General features: G+C 66.9%; 12 protein-coding genes and 1 pseudogene. 2 read left to right on the top strand and 11 right to left on the bottom strand.

From position 1 onward, the window contains the following. Window positions 1–122 precede the first annotated feature (122 nt). Entirely contained in the window at window positions 123–1373 is a 1251-nt protein-coding gene (locus H0B43_RS19380) for a T3SS (YopN, CesT) and YbjN peptide-binding chaperone 1 (protein WP_185726453.1), read from the top strand. Here H0B43_RS19380 and H0B43_RS19375 read toward each other — a convergent pair. From H0B43_RS19375 to H0B43_RS19350, 6 genes are all read right to left on the bottom strand, one after another. After that, window positions 1370–3586 carry a transglycosylase domain-containing protein gene (locus H0B43_RS19375; RefSeq protein WP_185726454.1) on the bottom strand — a complete coding sequence of 739 codons (2217 nt, stop codon included), beginning with the start codon at window positions 3584–3586 and terminating at the stop codon, window positions 1370–1372. The two genes, H0B43_RS19380 and H0B43_RS19375, sit on opposite strands and share 4 nt — an antisense overlap. A 132-nt stretch (window positions 3587–3718) precedes the next feature. Further along, a complete protein-coding gene (locus tag H0B43_RS19370) occupies window positions 3719–3910 on the bottom strand; it encodes a hypothetical protein (RefSeq protein WP_185726455.1) in 192 nt (63 codons plus the stop codon). Between the two features lie 31 nt (window positions 3911–3941). After that, window positions 3942–4835, bottom strand: a complete 894-nt coding sequence (locus H0B43_RS19365) for a carbohydrate ABC transporter permease (RefSeq protein WP_185726456.1) — start codon at window positions 4833–4835, stop codon at window positions 3942–3944. Next, window positions 4832–5878 carry a carbohydrate ABC transporter permease gene (locus tag H0B43_RS19360; RefSeq protein ID WP_185726457.1) on the bottom strand — a complete coding sequence of 349 codons (1047 nt, stop codon included), beginning with the start codon at window positions 5876–5878 and terminating at the stop codon, window positions 4832–4834. The genes H0B43_RS19365 and H0B43_RS19360 overlap by 4 nt, the downstream gene beginning before the upstream one ends. A gap of 16 nt (window positions 5879–5894) precedes the next feature. Next, window positions 5895–7169, bottom strand: coding sequence for an ABC transporter substrate-binding protein (locus H0B43_RS19355; protein ID WP_185726458.1), 1275 nt, complete (start codon window positions 7167–7169; stop codon window positions 5895–5897). A gap of 162 nt (window positions 7170–7331) precedes the next feature. Beyond that, complete coding sequence (locus H0B43_RS19350; RefSeq protein ID WP_185726459.1) at window positions 7332–8405, bottom strand: ABC transporter ATP-binding protein; 1074 nt, start codon at window positions 8403–8405, stop codon at window positions 7332–7334. Window positions 8406–9162: 757 nt separating this feature from the next. On the opposite strand from H0B43_RS19350, the gene H0B43_RS19345 reads away from it, so the two are divergent. After that, window positions 9163–9480 carry a hypothetical protein gene (locus tag H0B43_RS19345; RefSeq protein WP_185726460.1) on the top strand — a complete coding sequence of 106 codons (318 nt, stop codon included), beginning with the start codon at window positions 9163–9165 and terminating at the stop codon, window positions 9478–9480. A gap of 503 nt (window positions 9481–9983) precedes the next feature. Here the strand turns inward: H0B43_RS19345 and hadA are convergent. The 5 genes and pseudogenes from hadA to H0B43_RS19320 all read right to left on the bottom strand — a co-directional run bounded on the left by hadA (window position 9984) and on the right by H0B43_RS19320 (window position 14049). Then, window positions 9984–10544, bottom strand: a complete 561-nt coding sequence (hadA, locus tag H0B43_RS19340) for a (3R)-hydroxyacyl-ACP dehydratase subunit HadA (protein ID WP_185726461.1) — start codon at window positions 10542–10544, stop codon at window positions 9984–9986. A 58-nt stretch (window positions 10545–10602) separates the two neighbouring features. After that, a pseudogene (locus H0B43_RS19335) lies at window positions 10603–11384 on the bottom strand (class I SAM-dependent methyltransferase). A 203-nt stretch (window positions 11385–11587) separates the two neighbouring features. Beyond that, window positions 11588–12271: an IF2 family translation initiation factor gene (locus tag H0B43_RS19330; RefSeq protein WP_185726462.1), complete on the bottom strand. Its 684-nt coding sequence runs from the start codon at window positions 12269–12271 to the stop codon at window positions 11588–11590. 29 nt (window positions 12272–12300) lie between these two features. Beyond that, complete coding sequence (locus H0B43_RS19325; RefSeq protein WP_185726463.1) at window positions 12301–12858, bottom strand: CsbD family protein; 558 nt, start codon at window positions 12856–12858, stop codon at window positions 12301–12303. A gap of 231 nt (window positions 12859–13089) precedes the next feature. Beyond that, window positions 13090–14049, bottom strand: coding sequence for a ferritin-like domain-containing protein (locus H0B43_RS19320; RefSeq protein WP_185726464.1), 960 nt, complete (start codon window positions 14047–14049; stop codon window positions 13090–13092). Window positions 14050–14106 lie beyond the last annotated feature (57 nt).

The following is a 14106-nucleotide window of genomic DNA, read 5'->3' as shown; positions in this document are numbered from 1 at the left end:
TAGTAGGGCGAATGCACCTTTCGACGTCTTCACGGCGACGAAAGGTGCATTCGCCTTTGTGTTCGACTTCTTGTCAGACCCTCCCTCTACGGTGACACCCAGGATTCATCGAGGGAGGCGTGATGTCCGACAACACTTTCGATCGAGAGATCGACGACGCCTGGACCGAACTCCAGGACCGTCTGACCCGGTACGTGCACGCGATGGAGGACGACGACGAACTGGTGCTGCAGTCGCAGTACGACAGCGTCGACGACGGTCTCGTCGAGACGGCCGCGTGCGTGCGGTTCTTCGCCTGGGCGGGCGACACGGTGCGGTGCGAGGTGCCGTCCAACCGCTTCCTGCATCCGGCGCGGGCGCTCACCGAGGAGGAACGCGATCGGCTGATCGAACTCGGCTGGAACGGCCCCGACCTGTGCGAGCGGGTCGCCGAGGGGAACGGTTCCGCGTCGTACTATCTCGACGTCGATCGGGAGGACGCCGAGCGGGTGGCGTCGATGACGGTCACCGTGTTCCGGGAGATCTGGGATCTCCTGCATCCGTCGTTCCTGAAGGCGATCACCGGGGGCCGCAGCGAAACCCCGGTGTTCGACAGTACGGAAGTCCCCGACCCGTTGCGCGAGGGCGCCGGGTTGCGCGATCGTGTCGATGCGGCGGTCGAATCCATGCTCGAGCAGGCGCCGGGCCGGGATGCGGACGGCGACATCCTCGTGTGGGTGGGCGAACTCCCCACCTACGTGCGGGTAATCGAGGAGGATGCCCGCGTGGAGGTGTTCGCCCGGGTGGTCCACACGATCAGCGACCGAACCCGCGCAGCGGAGGCGCTCGCCGACCTCAACCGCCAGTGGCCCGACATCAAGTTCCTGCTCATTGTCGACAACGTGGTCGCCGTCATGCGCGTCGACGGTGCACCGTTCATCGCCGATCATCTGGTTTCGGTGTTCCGGATGTTCGAGCATTTCGTGGATAGCGTCGACGACGCGTTCGCTGAAAAGCTCGGCGGCAAACTCAATTCCATGGCCGACACCCCCTCTGCGTACGCCGAGCACGAATGCGAGGACGAGTTTCCTGCCGCCCTGGTCACATTGATCCACCTGGACTCCGAGAGCGGACTCGACGCCGACGACGTCGCGGAAATCTGCGGACGCGACCGCGACACCATCCTCGAATTTCTCCGCCTCTGCTCCGAGCAGGAGATCGAGTGGCGTCACAACGCGGAACTCGCCCGCGAAGCGGAACCGGGAGAGGCCGACATGTGCGAGGACGAATCGAGGGCTTGGGCCAAGACGAAGGAGAGCCTGCGCGCCGCGCTGCGGGTTGTGGTGCTGCCGAACAGGACTCCGCCGCGAGGTGGGTTCCAGAACCTCGGCTAACCCGGCAGCGGGATGACGACGCCCGGCAGGATCTCGATCTGGGTCGGCGCCGGGACGGGTGCGGGCACTGGTGGGGCGATCGGAGCCGGCACGGTCGCGGGTAGTACCTCGACGGGTGCGGGGGTGGGCGCACCGGGCGGCGGGAGCACCCCACTGGTTCCGGTTCCGGTTCCATCGCCGCTGGTCTGCCCGCTCCACGTCGGCACACCGGCTTGGCCGCCGATCGGATCGGGCCACGGGAAGTCTTCCCAGTCGGTGTCTTCGAGGGCGCCGTCCATCGTGCCCTTCCAGATGTCGGACGGCAGACCCGAACCGTAGATCAGGCCGCCCCAGCTGTTGTTGATCGCGGTGGCGTCGGACTTCCCGATCCACACCGCCGTGGACAGCGACGGCGTGTACCCGACCATCCACGCGTCCTTGTTCTCGCCGGTGTCCCCGAGCTGCGCCGTGCCGGTCTTCGCCGCCGACGGCCGTCCCCCCGCCAGCGCGTGCCCGCGCGAGTAGGACGCGATGGGCATCAGGGCCTGACTGATGTTGTCGGCGACCGCCGCATCGAGCCGCTGCTCGCCCGGGCTGGGCGCGCGGTCGAGGAGCACGACGCCGTCGGCGGTCACGACGCGCTGCACGAAGTACGGCTGGTGATAGATGCCCGATGCCGCGAGCGTCGCGTACGCGGACGCCATGTCGATCGGCCGCGACAGGTACTGGCCGAGGACGATGCCGCCCTCCGGTTCACCGCCGTTCTCGCTGAGCGTCTTGCCCTGCACCCCGGCAATGAGCTCGGGGATCCCTGCCCGGTGCGCGGCGTCGGCGATGGCTTGCGGACCGTTGTCCATCGACATCATCAACCGGTAGAAACTCGTGTTCAGCGACCGCTTGGTGGCCTCCGCGATGGTGCACGTCCCGCAGGACTCGCCCTCGACGTTGCCGATCTGGACATTGCCGACTGTCAGCGGGGCACTGCTGAACCGGGCCGACAGGGGGATGCCCTGCTCCAGCGCCGCGGCGAGGCCGAACACCTTGAACGACGATCCCGTCTGCAGCGGCGCCTGCGCGTAGTCGAATCCGGCGCCGTCCTCGCCGCCGTAATAGGCGCGCACCGCGCCGGTGCGGGGGTCGATGGACACGACGGCGGTGCGCAGCGCCGGGTCCTCACCCTCGAGAGTGTCGTGGACGGCGTCGATCGCGGACTGCTGCGCCCGCGGATCGATCGTGGTGGTGATCTGCAGCCCCTCGGTGTTGAGGGTCTGCTCGGAGATCCCCGCATCCGACAACTCGCGCAAAACCTGGTTGCGGATCAGTCCGTCGGGGCCGGGGGCCGAGTTCGCGTCGGTGGGCCGGTTGGACGGCGCGGTTACCGGGAACTCCGCGGCCGTGCGGTCCTGCTGACTCAGCACACCCATCGACACCATGCCGTCGAGCACGTAGTTCCACCGCGCCTGCAACTGGTCGAGGTTCGCCTCGGGGTCGAGGTACGACGGGCTCTGGATCACGGACGCGAGCACGGCGCCCTCCGCCACGGTGAGGTCGCCGACCGGCTTGTCGAAGTACGCGCGCGACGCCGCCTCGATGCCGTAGGCGCCGCGACCGAAATAGATGGTGTTGAGATAGGCGGCGAGGATCTCGTCCTTGGACCATTCGCGGGCCATCTTGGTGGAAATCACCAGTTCGCGCATCTTGCGGTACACGTTGCGATCCGCGCCGACCAGCACGTTCTTGACGTACTGCTGCGTGATCGTCGACCCGCCGCCGGCGCTTTCCTTGCCGAGGACGTTGTCGCGGGCGGCGCGCATGAACCCGGTGACGGAGAAGCCGGGGTTGGAGTAGAAGTTGCGGTCTTCCGCCGACAGGACGGCGTCGCGGACGTGCTGGGGAATAGCGTCGAGCGCGATCTCGGTGCGGTTGCCCTCCGGCGGGATCACCTTGGTCAGCTCGGTGGTGCCGTCGGCGGCGAAGACGGTGGCCACCTGGTTGGTCTTCATGTCCGACGGGCGCGGGACCTCGGCGCGGACGTAACTGACCAGGAACGTGACAAGCGGGACGACCAGCAGCAATGCGATCACCGCCAGGCTCACCCGGCGGACCGTGCGCCACCGGGTGCGCTTCTTCTTGCCGTCCGGTGCCGGGGTCGGGTCAGCCGTACCGTCGTCAGCGGGCGGGGTGCCCCCCGGATCGGAGGCAGGGGAACCCGCCGCGTTGTTGCCAGAACTCACTTACACACTCCCGGTCAGTTATCCGGTCACGGAGGATCGTCGCACCCACCCGTACGTATGTTATGTGAATGACCGCGAGCATGACGCGCGCCGCGCTATCGCTCAGCAAATATTCATACCGACCGTACTGTTTCAGCGCACCCGATTCCGGGCTGTGATCGCCAGCCCCGACAGCACCAGGCACCCGAGCAACACCAGCGCGGGGGTGACGCCGGGGTCGCCGCGGAAGACCTCGACGACGGCGGCCACCAACGCCATCACCGTGAAGAACCCGAGGATCCCGATCAGAACCTCGAGCCGCTGCCGCTTCGCCACCGGATGCATGACCGACACCTTTCCCCTCGCTTCCCGACCGTCAGCTCTTCACGCCGCCGGCCGTCAGGCCCGAGACGATGCGGCGCTGGAACAGCAGGACCATGATCACCAGCGGAATGGTGACGATCGTGCCGGCCGCCATGATCGCCGCGTACGGCACGACGTGCGGGTCGTTGCCGGAGAACCGGGCGATGGCGACGGTGACGGGTTCGGTGGCGTCGCTGGAGAGCTGACTCGCGAGCAGGTACTCGTTGACGGTCGCGATGAACGCGAGGATGGCGGTGGTGAACAGGGCCGGCGCCGCGAGCGGCAACATCACCAGACGGAACGCCTGGCCGCGGCTCGCTCCGTCGATCCGTGCCGCCTCCTCGAGTTCCCACGGGAGTTCCTTGAAGAACGACGTCAGCGTGTAGATGGTGAGCGGCAGGACGAAGGAGATGTTCGGGATGATCATCGCCTGGTAGGTGCCGATCCAGCCGATGTTCGTGAACAGCTGGAACAGCGGGGTGACGAGCGCGACGACGGGGAACATCGACGCCCCGAGCACGATGCCGACCACCACGTACTTGAACCGGAACTCGATCCGGGCCAGCGCGTAGGCGGTGAAGATTCCGACGGCGAGCGCGATGACGGTGGTGATTCCGCCGATGATCATGCTGTTGACGACAGCCCGGGTGAAGTTGTTGCCGCTGCTCGTCGACAGTGCGTTCTGGAAATTCTCGAGCGTGACGTGCGTGGGCCACGGGGTCGTGTCGAACGTGTAGTCGGGGTCGCGGAACGCCGTCACCATCATCCAGTAGAACGGGGCGAGACCCCAGACGAGGATGATCGCGACACCGACGTAGATGCGGGAGTTCTTGAACGCGAACCGCTTCGGACGGTTCCGGCGGGCGGGTTCGGCGGGAAGTTCGAGCTCCGGGGCGCGATGGGTCACGGCTTCGGCCCCTTTCGCTGGGCTTCCTGCGTCTCGACGGCGTTGGCGCCGAGGAACTTCACGAGGACGAACGCCACCGCGAAGATGAGGAGGAACGTGATGGTGGAGAGCGCGGACGCGCTGTTGAACCCCTGCCGCACCTGGTCGACCACGAGGATCGACACGGTCGTGGTGGCCGGGTTGCCACCGGTCAGGATGGCGGGCAGGTCGTACATGCGGAGGGCGTCCATGGTGCGGAACAGGATCGCGACCATCAGCGCCGGCTTCACCAGAGGGAGCGTGATCTGCCGGAACCGCTGCCAGGCGGAGGCGCCGTCGACGCGGGCCGCCTCGTACACGTCCTGCGGGATCATCTGCAGGCCGGCGAGGATCAGCAGGGCCATGAACGGGGTGGTCTTCCAGACGTCGGAGATGATCACGGCGAATCGGGCGGGCCAGGCGTCCGACGTCCACAGGATCTCCGTGCCGAGGATCCGGTTGGCGATGCCGTCGTACGCGAAGATGAAGTACCAGAGTTTGGCGGTGACCGCGGTCGGGATGGCCCACGGGATCAGGACCGCCGCGCGCAGCAGGGCCCGGCCCTTGAACGTCTTGCCCATGATGATCGCCATCCACAGGCCGATCGCCACCTCGAGCGTCACGGTGACGACGGTGAAGAACGCGGTGTTGCCGACGGCCGACCAGAACTGGGAGCCGAGCGTGCCGGGCGGGCACGCCATGACCACGCCGCTCGGGGAGGTGCACTGCTGCAGGATCCAGTGCGTGTAGTTGGTCAATCCGGCCCAGCCGCCCTCGACGAACATGCCCGTCGCCGGGTCGAGGCCCGCGTCCTTCTGGAACGACATCACCACTGCCCGGACCACCGGGTAGCCGATGACGACGGCCAGCACGGCCAGCGTCGGCACGACGAACAGCCACGCGCGGCGACTGCTCATCCCGAAGCGCCTGTTCTCGCTCGCCTCACGCGAACCGCGGCCGGGGTTGGAATCCCCGGCCGCGGTGCGGGCCGGCGCCCCACTGGTGGTCCCAGTCGGAACGGCCATGTTCACTCCTGTGCTGTTACGAGCCTGCGGACTGGATACCGGACTGCATGTCCGTGATCGCCTGGTCCACCGACTTCTCACCCTTGATGGCAGCGTAGGCGTTGTCCTGCACGGCCTTCGACACAGCGGGGTAGAACGGCGTGACGGGACGCGGGACGGCGTTCTCGATGGACACCTTCAGCGTCGGCATGAACGGGTAGGCGGCGATGATCTCCGGGTCGTCGTACAGCGCGGCGCGAACCGGCGGCAGGGAACCCATCGCGATGATCCGCTGCGCCTGCTCACCCTGCAGGAACGCCAGGAAGTCGCGGGCCGTGGCCTTGTTCTCGGAGTACGCGCTGATGGCCGCGTTGTAGCCGCCGAGCGTCGACGCGCCGATGCCGTCCTTGCCGGGCAGCGGGGCCACCGCGTACTTGCCCTTGACCGCGGACGAGTCCTTGTCGGCGGTGCCATACACGTAGGGCCAGTTCCGCAGGAACAGCGCCTTGCCGTCCTCGAACGCCTTCTGGCTCTCCGGCTCCTTGAACGTGGTGTCCTGGGCCGGGATGTCGCCGTTCTTGAAGTTGTCGACCAGCACCTGCAGGCCGGCGCGGGCCTCGGGGCTGTCGACGGTCGGGGTCTTGCCGTCCTCACCGACGAACGAACCGCCGTACGCGTTGATGACCTCGGCGGTGTTCACCGTCAGGCCCTCGTACGGTGCGAACTGACCGGCGTAGCAGTCGATGTTGTTGGTCTTCGCGACCTCACACGCCGCGGACAGCTCGGCCCACGTCTTCGGTGCGGCGGGCAGCAGGTCGCTGCGGTAGTACAGCAGGCCGCCGTTGGTGTTCTTCGGCGCCGCGTACTGGGTGCCGTTGTAGGTGGCGCTGTCCACCGTGGCGGGGAGGATTCCGGTGTTGTCGACCGCGAACTCGCCGGACAGCGGCTGCAGCCAGCCCTTGGCCGCGAACTCCGCGGTCCAGGGGACGTCGAGTGCGACGACGTCGTAGTCGGACTGCTTGGCCTGCAGGTGCTGGACCAGGTCGTCGTGCGCCTGATCGGCGTCGTTCGACTGCTCCTTGAACGTGACCTGCTCGTCCGGGTGCTCGGCGTTCCACGCGTCGATGATCTGGCGGACGACACCGGTCTCGGTGGTGTCCTTGCCCTCGACGTACGTGATGGGTCCGCGGCCGTCGAGGTTCTCCGACGTGGAGTCGCTGCCGCTGTCGCTCGAGCAAGCGGTGAGCGTGACCAGCGAGGCAGCGGTGGCAAACACCGCGGCGCGCCGAACCGCTCTCGAAATCTGAACCATGGAGTCTCCCCGTAGGTAGATGTGGATGAACCCGATACCGGCGGCACGACAGAGTTCGCGGCACCGGCGCGGTGTCGGAACATACTGTGGCACGGAACACCGTCGAAGGCGTGCATTACCCCCGACCTGAATCGGTCAGGAACCGTTCCGACCACCGCGGGGTCAGCTCAGCCGGAACCCCTCGGACGCCGAGAAAAGGTGCACCTGGGACGGGTCGACGTGCAGTTTCACCAGGTCACCCTTGCGGGGCGGGTTCCGCCAGTCGGCGCGGGCCACCAACTGCTGCGTCTCACCGTTGACGGTGCTGCGGCCGTAGATGTAGGCGTCGGATCCGAGTTCCTCCACCACCGCGACCTCCATCGGGATGCCCGCGGTGGACAGTTCCAGGTGCTCCGGGCGGATCCCGACGACGACCTGACGCTCGTCGGTGTCGGAGCGCAGTTGCCGGGGCAGCGGGATGGTCGCGTCGCCGAGCACGACGCCGTCGGCGGTGATCGGCAGCGTGAACAGATTCATCGACGGCGACCCCATGAACCCGGCGACGAACACGTTCGCGGGCCTGTTGTAGAGGTCGCGCGGGGACGCGCACTGCTGCAGCACCCCGTCCTTCAGCACCGCCACGCGGTCGCCCATGGTCATGGCCTCGACCTGGTCGTGCGTCACGTACACCATGGTCGTCTCGAGGCGGCGCTGCAGCTGCGCGATCTGGGTTCGCGTCTGCACGCGCAGCTTCGCGTCGAGGTTGGACAGCGGCTCGTCCATCAGGAACACCTGCGGCTGCCGGACGATGGCGCGTCCCATCGCGACGCGCTGCCGCTGACCGCCGGACAGCGCCTTGGGTTTGCGGTCCAGGTACGGCTCGAGGTCGAGGAGCTTCGCCGTCTCCTCGACCCGCGTGCGGATGTCGTCCTTCGCGGCGCCCGCGAGCTTCAGCGCGAAACCCATGTTCTCGGCCACCGACATGTGCGGGTACAGCGCATAATTCTGGAACACCATCGCGATGTCGCGTTCCTTCGGTTCCTGCGTAGTGACGTCGCGGTCACCGATGAGGATCCGCCCGCTGTGGACGTCCTCGAGCCCCGCCAGCATCCGCAGCGACGTCGACTTGCCGCAGCCGGACGGGCCGACGAGGACCAGGAATTCACCGTCCTCGATCTTCAGGTCGAGCGTGTCGACGGCCGGCTTGTCCGAGCCGGGGAACAGACAGGTGGCACCGTCATAGGTCACTGTGGCCATGAACGTCGAAGTCCCTTCTACCCGGCGCCGCGCTCAGGTGCGTGAAAATGTACCTGTTGACACCCCTTCTCACTCACCTGTGGGCAGGCTGGGTACGAATCCCCCTCGGTCCGAATCATGTTGGTCGCATTCATGTACAGGGTTTTCCACAGCTGGGGATGGACGCGCCAATGAAACGGGGCGGTGAATGCCGTGTGAACACAGGCCGTCGTCGAGGCCGAGCAACGACCGCTCGACCCGGACAGTGTGCTCGGCGAATTGCGGCAGGGGTCGTCGGCGCACCGCCCGCGGGTAGTGCTCCAGCACCACCCGCCCGCGATCATGCTCGGCGACAATGCGTTCCGCGGCGTCCGCGGTGACCCGGGCCGTAATAGATACCCGACGGCAGGCACACCGTGGTCGCGGCGCTGCCGGGTGCGGATCAGCACCGGACGCACCCCCGCGTCGGCGCACCGGGCCGCGAGCGCGGCGCCGAGGACCGGGTCGAGGCGGCTCTGCCGGAGCCGGTCGCGGCCCCACGGTCCGGGTTGCTCGATCAGCAGCCGCCGCGTACCCGGGGCGAGGTGCCGCACAACGGCTCCTGGAGTCGGAACGGGGAGGCGATGTTTCACCCGAGGCGAGCCGGGTGCCGGTAGCAGCTATCGCGTCGCTTGTGGGTTTTCGTGTCGCGACCGGTCGGTTTTACCTGCGGGTTTTCGGGGAATTCCGGAATTGCACAGAACAGGAGTCGGGGACTTCCACGGATGAGGTGAGCACGATGAAGAAGAAGATCGCATGGCGTGCGGCGGCGGCGTCGGCGGTCATCGCTCCCGCGATGGTCTTCGCAGCGGGTACCGCCGAGGCGGTGCCGGCTTTGAGTGTGGGGGCAACTGGTTCCGGCGCGGTCACGGTGACTGTGCCGGCCGGAGAGAATTGGACATGTTTCGGCTTCGATTCCGGGTTCAGCTTCAAAAGCGGGGCATTCGCTGCCGGTGTCGGCACACTAGGTGGGTTCGCGAGGGGGTCCAACGTCACCCTCTTCTGCTTCGGCAACCAGGCGCCGTTCTTCTTCACCGGGAGCGTGACCGTCAGGTAGTCCATCCGCCGCACGCGCGCCCGGTCCTCAGGGCTGCGGGGCCGACCCCCGGTACCCAGGGCGGCGAATGGCTCGCCACGCAGTGACCAGAGCCTTCGCCGAGAGCATGTCCTGCCGGTGAGCACCCCCGGCCGGGTCCCGTTCGAGGTGATCCGGAATCAGGATCCGGCCGGCGTGCCGGCGGGAGGATGACGAGCAGTCCCGATGGACGGTCGATGCTGCCCGGGGCGGTGTATTCGAGCAATGCGGGCGGGTCGGCGCACGACGGTGTCAGGTGGCGAGGGCGTGGTCGCAGACTGTGCAGGACCCGCCAGACGTCCTCGCGGCGATGCGGAAGATGCCGTATCGCCTGCAACTGGTAGCCGTCCTCGTCGACGGTGACGATGTCGGTCATCAGCCAATGCCGTCCGGACCCCGACCTTCGGACCAATATTTCCACGCTGGACGGGAACTGCCGGCTGCGCAACCGTTGCCGCGGCGTCACCGGCCGTTCGTGGTGTCAATTATCCCGGCGCCGAGTCCAGTTCTATCGCTACCGGGCCGCGGTGTGGCTTGTGCATCATCACGTCGGCGACCGCTTTCGCGAGTTCTGTGTTGATCACGCCGCCGGTGCGGGCGATGAACGTGGTGCGCGTGGTGGCCACCGGTTGCTCGTGCTGGTCGGTGATCAGGTTGGTGGTGACGATGATGTCGGTGCCGCCCATCTGCCGGAACGATTCGAGATAGACATCGCAGTTGAGTCGGTCGCCGACCGTGACCGGGCGGTGGAGGATCAGCTGCTGATCGGTGTGCATCAACTGGCTCAGGTTGTATCCGACGAGGACGACGTCGAAAAGTTCCTCGATCGCGACGGAGCCGAGGATGCTGACGAAGGTCACGGGGCCGATCAACCCGGCGTAACCGAGTGCGCGGGCCGCGTCCTCCCGATGATGCGCGGGATGGGAATCGAGGACAGCGCGGGCGAATTCCCGGATCTTCTCCCGGCCCACCTCGTAGTCCCCCACTCGGTGGTGGCGGCCGACCAGGCGCGCCATCCGGGCCGCGATGTCGGTGTCCTCCTCCATTCGGGAACCTCCTGATCTCCGATCCCGCCCGTCGCTGCACCTCGCGCCACACGAGGCGTCATGTGACGAGGGTGAACTGCATGACGTCGATGCGCCCGCTGCGGAAGTGATCGGCGGACCCGGTCAGATATCTGACATACCGCCGATACACCTGTTCGGAGGCGACCTCGACGGCCTCGTCGTGGTGCGCGCGCAGCGCCTTCGCCCCACAGTCCAGGGTGCGCGCGGAGTGCGGTTGCAACGCCTGGATCCGCTCGCAGGTGAAACCGGCCTTCACGGCGTGCTCGGTCACCCAATCCGGTAGCGGCAGTTGCCCGCCGGGGAAGATCTCTTTCAGGACGAAGCGGGTGAACTGGATGGCTTGGCGGGTGATCTCGATGCCCATCTGCCGCAGTTTTCGGCCGAACCCCACGATGGTGTGCAACAGCTTCCGCCCGTCGGCGGGCAGGACGTCATGGCACATGGCGAAGAAGTCGTCGTAGCGTTCGATGGTGCGCCCGGTCCGGGGCAGGCGGGAAAACAACTCGGAGACATGCTGGTACTGGTTGCGGCTCGGGGTGAGTCCGATGACGTTGACGTCGTAGTGCTCGGTCGCCCGCAGCATGGTCGATCCCCACCCACAGCCGACGTCGAGCAAAGTCATGCCCGGCCGCAGGTCGCACTTGCCGAGCGCGAGATCGACCTTGGCGATTTGCGTCTGTTCGAGGGTCATGTCGTCGCGTTCGAAGTACGCGCAGCTGTGGTGCGGGTCGGATCGAGGAACAGGCTGAAGAAGTCGTCCGACAGGTCGTAGTGCGCCTGCACCTTCTCGTAGAACGGCGTCAATGGCGACACGGGCAGAACCTCACTCACACGTAGCGTGGACACGAAGTCGAGGACCCCAGGTCGACTTCCGGCGGGCGGAAGGGGCCGAACTGGGGGCGGCGCCACCCTGCTGGACGCCGTGAGGCAAATCACATCAAGACTCTATGGTTTTTTACCCTCATCAGGGCGGGCGTGCCACTGGTCGCTCGTCCAATTCGGCAGTGGTCGGGACTGCTCGTTCAGCGTTGTCCGTTGCTCGTTGTCCCGTTGCGGCGCTTGTCCTTTTCCGCTTCGGCGAGTTTCTCGACGCGCTCGGCCCGAGCGCGTTTGTCTGCGGCCTCGTTCTGCTTGTCCGCGGCGTCCTCGAGCTGCGCCTTGGCCGGTGCTGCCGCCTTCTTCTCGGTCTCCCGGATCTTGGTCTGTTCGGCGCGGTGCTCGGCCTCCGCGGCTTGGGTGCGTTGGGCGGCGAGTTGATCGGCGTTCTTCTTCGCGATCTGTTTGCGTTGCTCGGCGTCTCGTGTGGCGGCTTGTTTGCGCTCGTCCTCCCGTCGGCGGGCCTGTTCGACCTCTTGTTGTTTCGCCTTGCGGGCTGCCGCCTGCTTGTCGCGGGCCTGATTGCGCTTGGTTTCCAGTTCGGCGTCGGCCTCGGCCTGCGTGGCGGCTGCCTCTTCCTCGAGTTCTTTTGCCCGGATCAGTGCGTCGCTTCGTTCGGTGAGCGCGTCGCCGCGCCGCTCGATGCCGCGGTCGCCCAGAACGCTGCCGGCGGCTCCGTCGAGCACCCCGAGGGTGCGTTCGTACATCAACCGGGCCGGGGACTCGGTTGCCAGCCGGGACATCAGTCGGTCTTCGATGAGTTGCAGGGGAAAGCGCACGATCTGGTACTGCACGCGGATCACGGCGACCGGAACGGTGAGGATATTCATGGAATCTCCGTTGACTCGTGGGTAGTTGGTCAGGACAGGCCGGCGTCGCCGGTCAGGCCCTCGGCCGCGCGTCGAACTCGTTCGGCCTCCTCGCGTGCAGCGTTGGCGTCCCGGACGGCGCGTTGGTGTTCGTCGGCGGCCTCGACGGCTTCCTCTGCGGCGGCTGCGGTCTTGAATCGTTCGACGGTCTCTGCCCGGGCCTCGTCGGTGCGGGCGGCGGCCGCTGCCCGGGACTGCTCCTGGGCGACTTGTTGGTGCTGGTGCTGCTCGGCGGCCCGGTGTTGGGCCTGCTGCTGCAATGCGGCAGCCTTTTCGGCGGCCGCGGTCTCGGCACCGACCGCGGCGCGTTCCTCGGCGGTCTCCTGACGGACCTGTTCGAGTTCCTCCGCGGCCTGAGCGGTTTCCGCCCGGGCGACGGCCTCGGCACTGTTCGCCTCTTTACGCTGTTGCGCCTGCGCTTGTTGGAGTTGGCCTTCGGTGGCCAGCGAGTCGTTGCCGGTCACTGCCCCGGCAACTTCCTTCACCTTGCCCTTGACCGAGTCGAGCAGACCCTTACGTGCTTGTCCGGACGTGTTCTGTTCGTTCATGAAACTCTCCTGATGTTGGCGGTGTTCACCCCGCGGATACGGAAGCGGCGGTCGAGCAGCATGCCCGGACTCCGGACCGCTCCCCGGGTCAGAGCAGGGACTCCTGCGCTGAAAATCGGAATCCTTGCTCATGACCACCTTGTCGAAGTCGGGGCGCACGACGGTACTGCCCTCGGACACGGTTACCCGCAGACTCTGTCGAGAACCGCCGTGCGCCGAATGTCATGCCCGTCAGCCGATGCCGACCACTTCCTGGGCGATGGCGGCGAGCCGGGTCTGTGCGGCCGATACCACGCCGTGGCGATTCTTGTTCGCCTCTTCGTGGGCGATGATGGTGCGAATATCGGCAGGCACCGTCAATTCCTTCACCGCCGCCACCGCGCCGGAGACGTTGAGTTCGTCGTAACCGGAGATCGGGAGCTCGTCGGCCTCGAGGGAACCGTTGACGTTGCGGGCGTTGCGGATTGCGTCCGCGACGCCAGCTGCGCCCTCCCGGCGGGTCACTTCTTCGGCTGACTCGCGTGCCGCGTCGCGGCTGGCGGCGAGCGTCTTCGTGGCCACGTTCCCGGCGTGCGCTCCGCGGCTGAGCAGCACGCCGATCCGGTCCGGGGTGGCCCGGGCGGTGTCGATGGCGCGATCGAGTCCGCGCGCCGACCACGCCGCCGGGACGTTGATCAACCGGATCGCGGTCCCGGTCGCGGCCTGCAGTGGGGTGCGGCGCAGGGCTGCGGGGCCACCGAGAGCGTCCTCGGCCAGCACCATGGTCAACCATTCGACCGTGGCGGTGTGCGCGGTGATCAACCGTCCGGCCAGATCGACGATGTTGGTCTGCATCGACGCGGTCGCCAGTGCGCGCAGGTACCGCGCCCGCTCCAGCAGTTGATGTTCGAGGACCAGATCACCCAGCAGTGCCTCGTCGAACGGCTGTGCTTGTTCGGCCATCGTCTTGACCATTGCCGTCGCGCGGCCGAACCACGGACGGACGATATCCGGAAGTCCACCGAGGTCACGGATTGCTTCCTCCACAGCGTCGGCGCGCTGACGCGCATGGCCGGCGTTCTGCGACAATTCTCGGCGGACGGCTTCGGTGCGGGCCTGGGCGATGCGGGTCTCGGCGACCTGAATCTCGTTGTGGGTCAGGTCCAGAACTACACGCAACTGGGTGATCAGGGTGGCGGTGTTATCGATCATATTTGCTCCTGAGGGCGTGTGAGGTGGGACGGCCGCGCGTACCGGCCGCAAGATCAT

It is taken from the genome of Rhodococcus sp. 4CII, from assembly GCF_014256275.1.
GTDB classification, from domain to species: Bacteria; Actinomycetota; Actinomycetes; order Mycobacteriales; family Mycobacteriaceae; genus Rhodococcus_F; species Rhodococcus_F wratislaviensis_A.
This window is presented reverse-complemented; position numbering and strand designations above follow the sequence as displayed.

Coding starts and splice junctions, on each gene's coding strand:
- H0B43_RS19355 (WP_185726458.1), bottom strand. CDS start 7,169: ATGGTTCAGATTTCGAGAGCGGTTCGGCGCGCCGCGGTGTTTGCCACC.
- H0B43_RS19350 (WP_185726459.1), bottom strand. CDS start 8,405: ATGGCCACAGTGACCTATGACGGTGCCACCTGTCTGTTCCCCGGCTCG.
- H0B43_RS19320 (WP_185726464.1), bottom strand. CDS start 14,049: ATGATCGATAACACCGCCACCCTGATCACCCAGTTGCGTGTAGTTCTG.
- H0B43_RS19360 (WP_185726457.1), bottom strand. CDS start 5,878: ATGGCCGTTCCGACTGGGACCACCAGTGGGGCGCCGGCCCGCACCGCG.
- H0B43_RS19370 (WP_185726455.1), bottom strand. CDS start 3,910: ATGCATCCGGTGGCGAAGCGGCAGCGGCTCGAGGTTCTGATCGGGATC.
- H0B43_RS19330 (WP_185726462.1), bottom strand. CDS start 12,271: ATGAATATCCTCACCGTTCCGGTCGCCGTGATCCGCGTGCAGTACCAG.
- H0B43_RS19325 (WP_185726463.1), bottom strand. CDS start 12,858: ATGAACGAACAGAACACGTCCGGACAAGCACGTAAGGGTCTGCTCGAC.
- H0B43_RS19380 (WP_185726453.1), top strand. CDS start 123: ATGTCCGACAACACTTTCGATCGAGAGATCGACGACGCCTGGACCGAA.
- H0B43_RS19345 (WP_185726460.1), top strand. CDS start 9,163: ATGAAGAAGAAGATCGCATGGCGTGCGGCGGCGGCGTCGGCGGTCATC.
- hadA (WP_185726461.1), bottom strand. CDS start 10,544: ATGGAGGAGGACACCGACATCGCGGCCCGGATGGCGCGCCTGGTCGGC.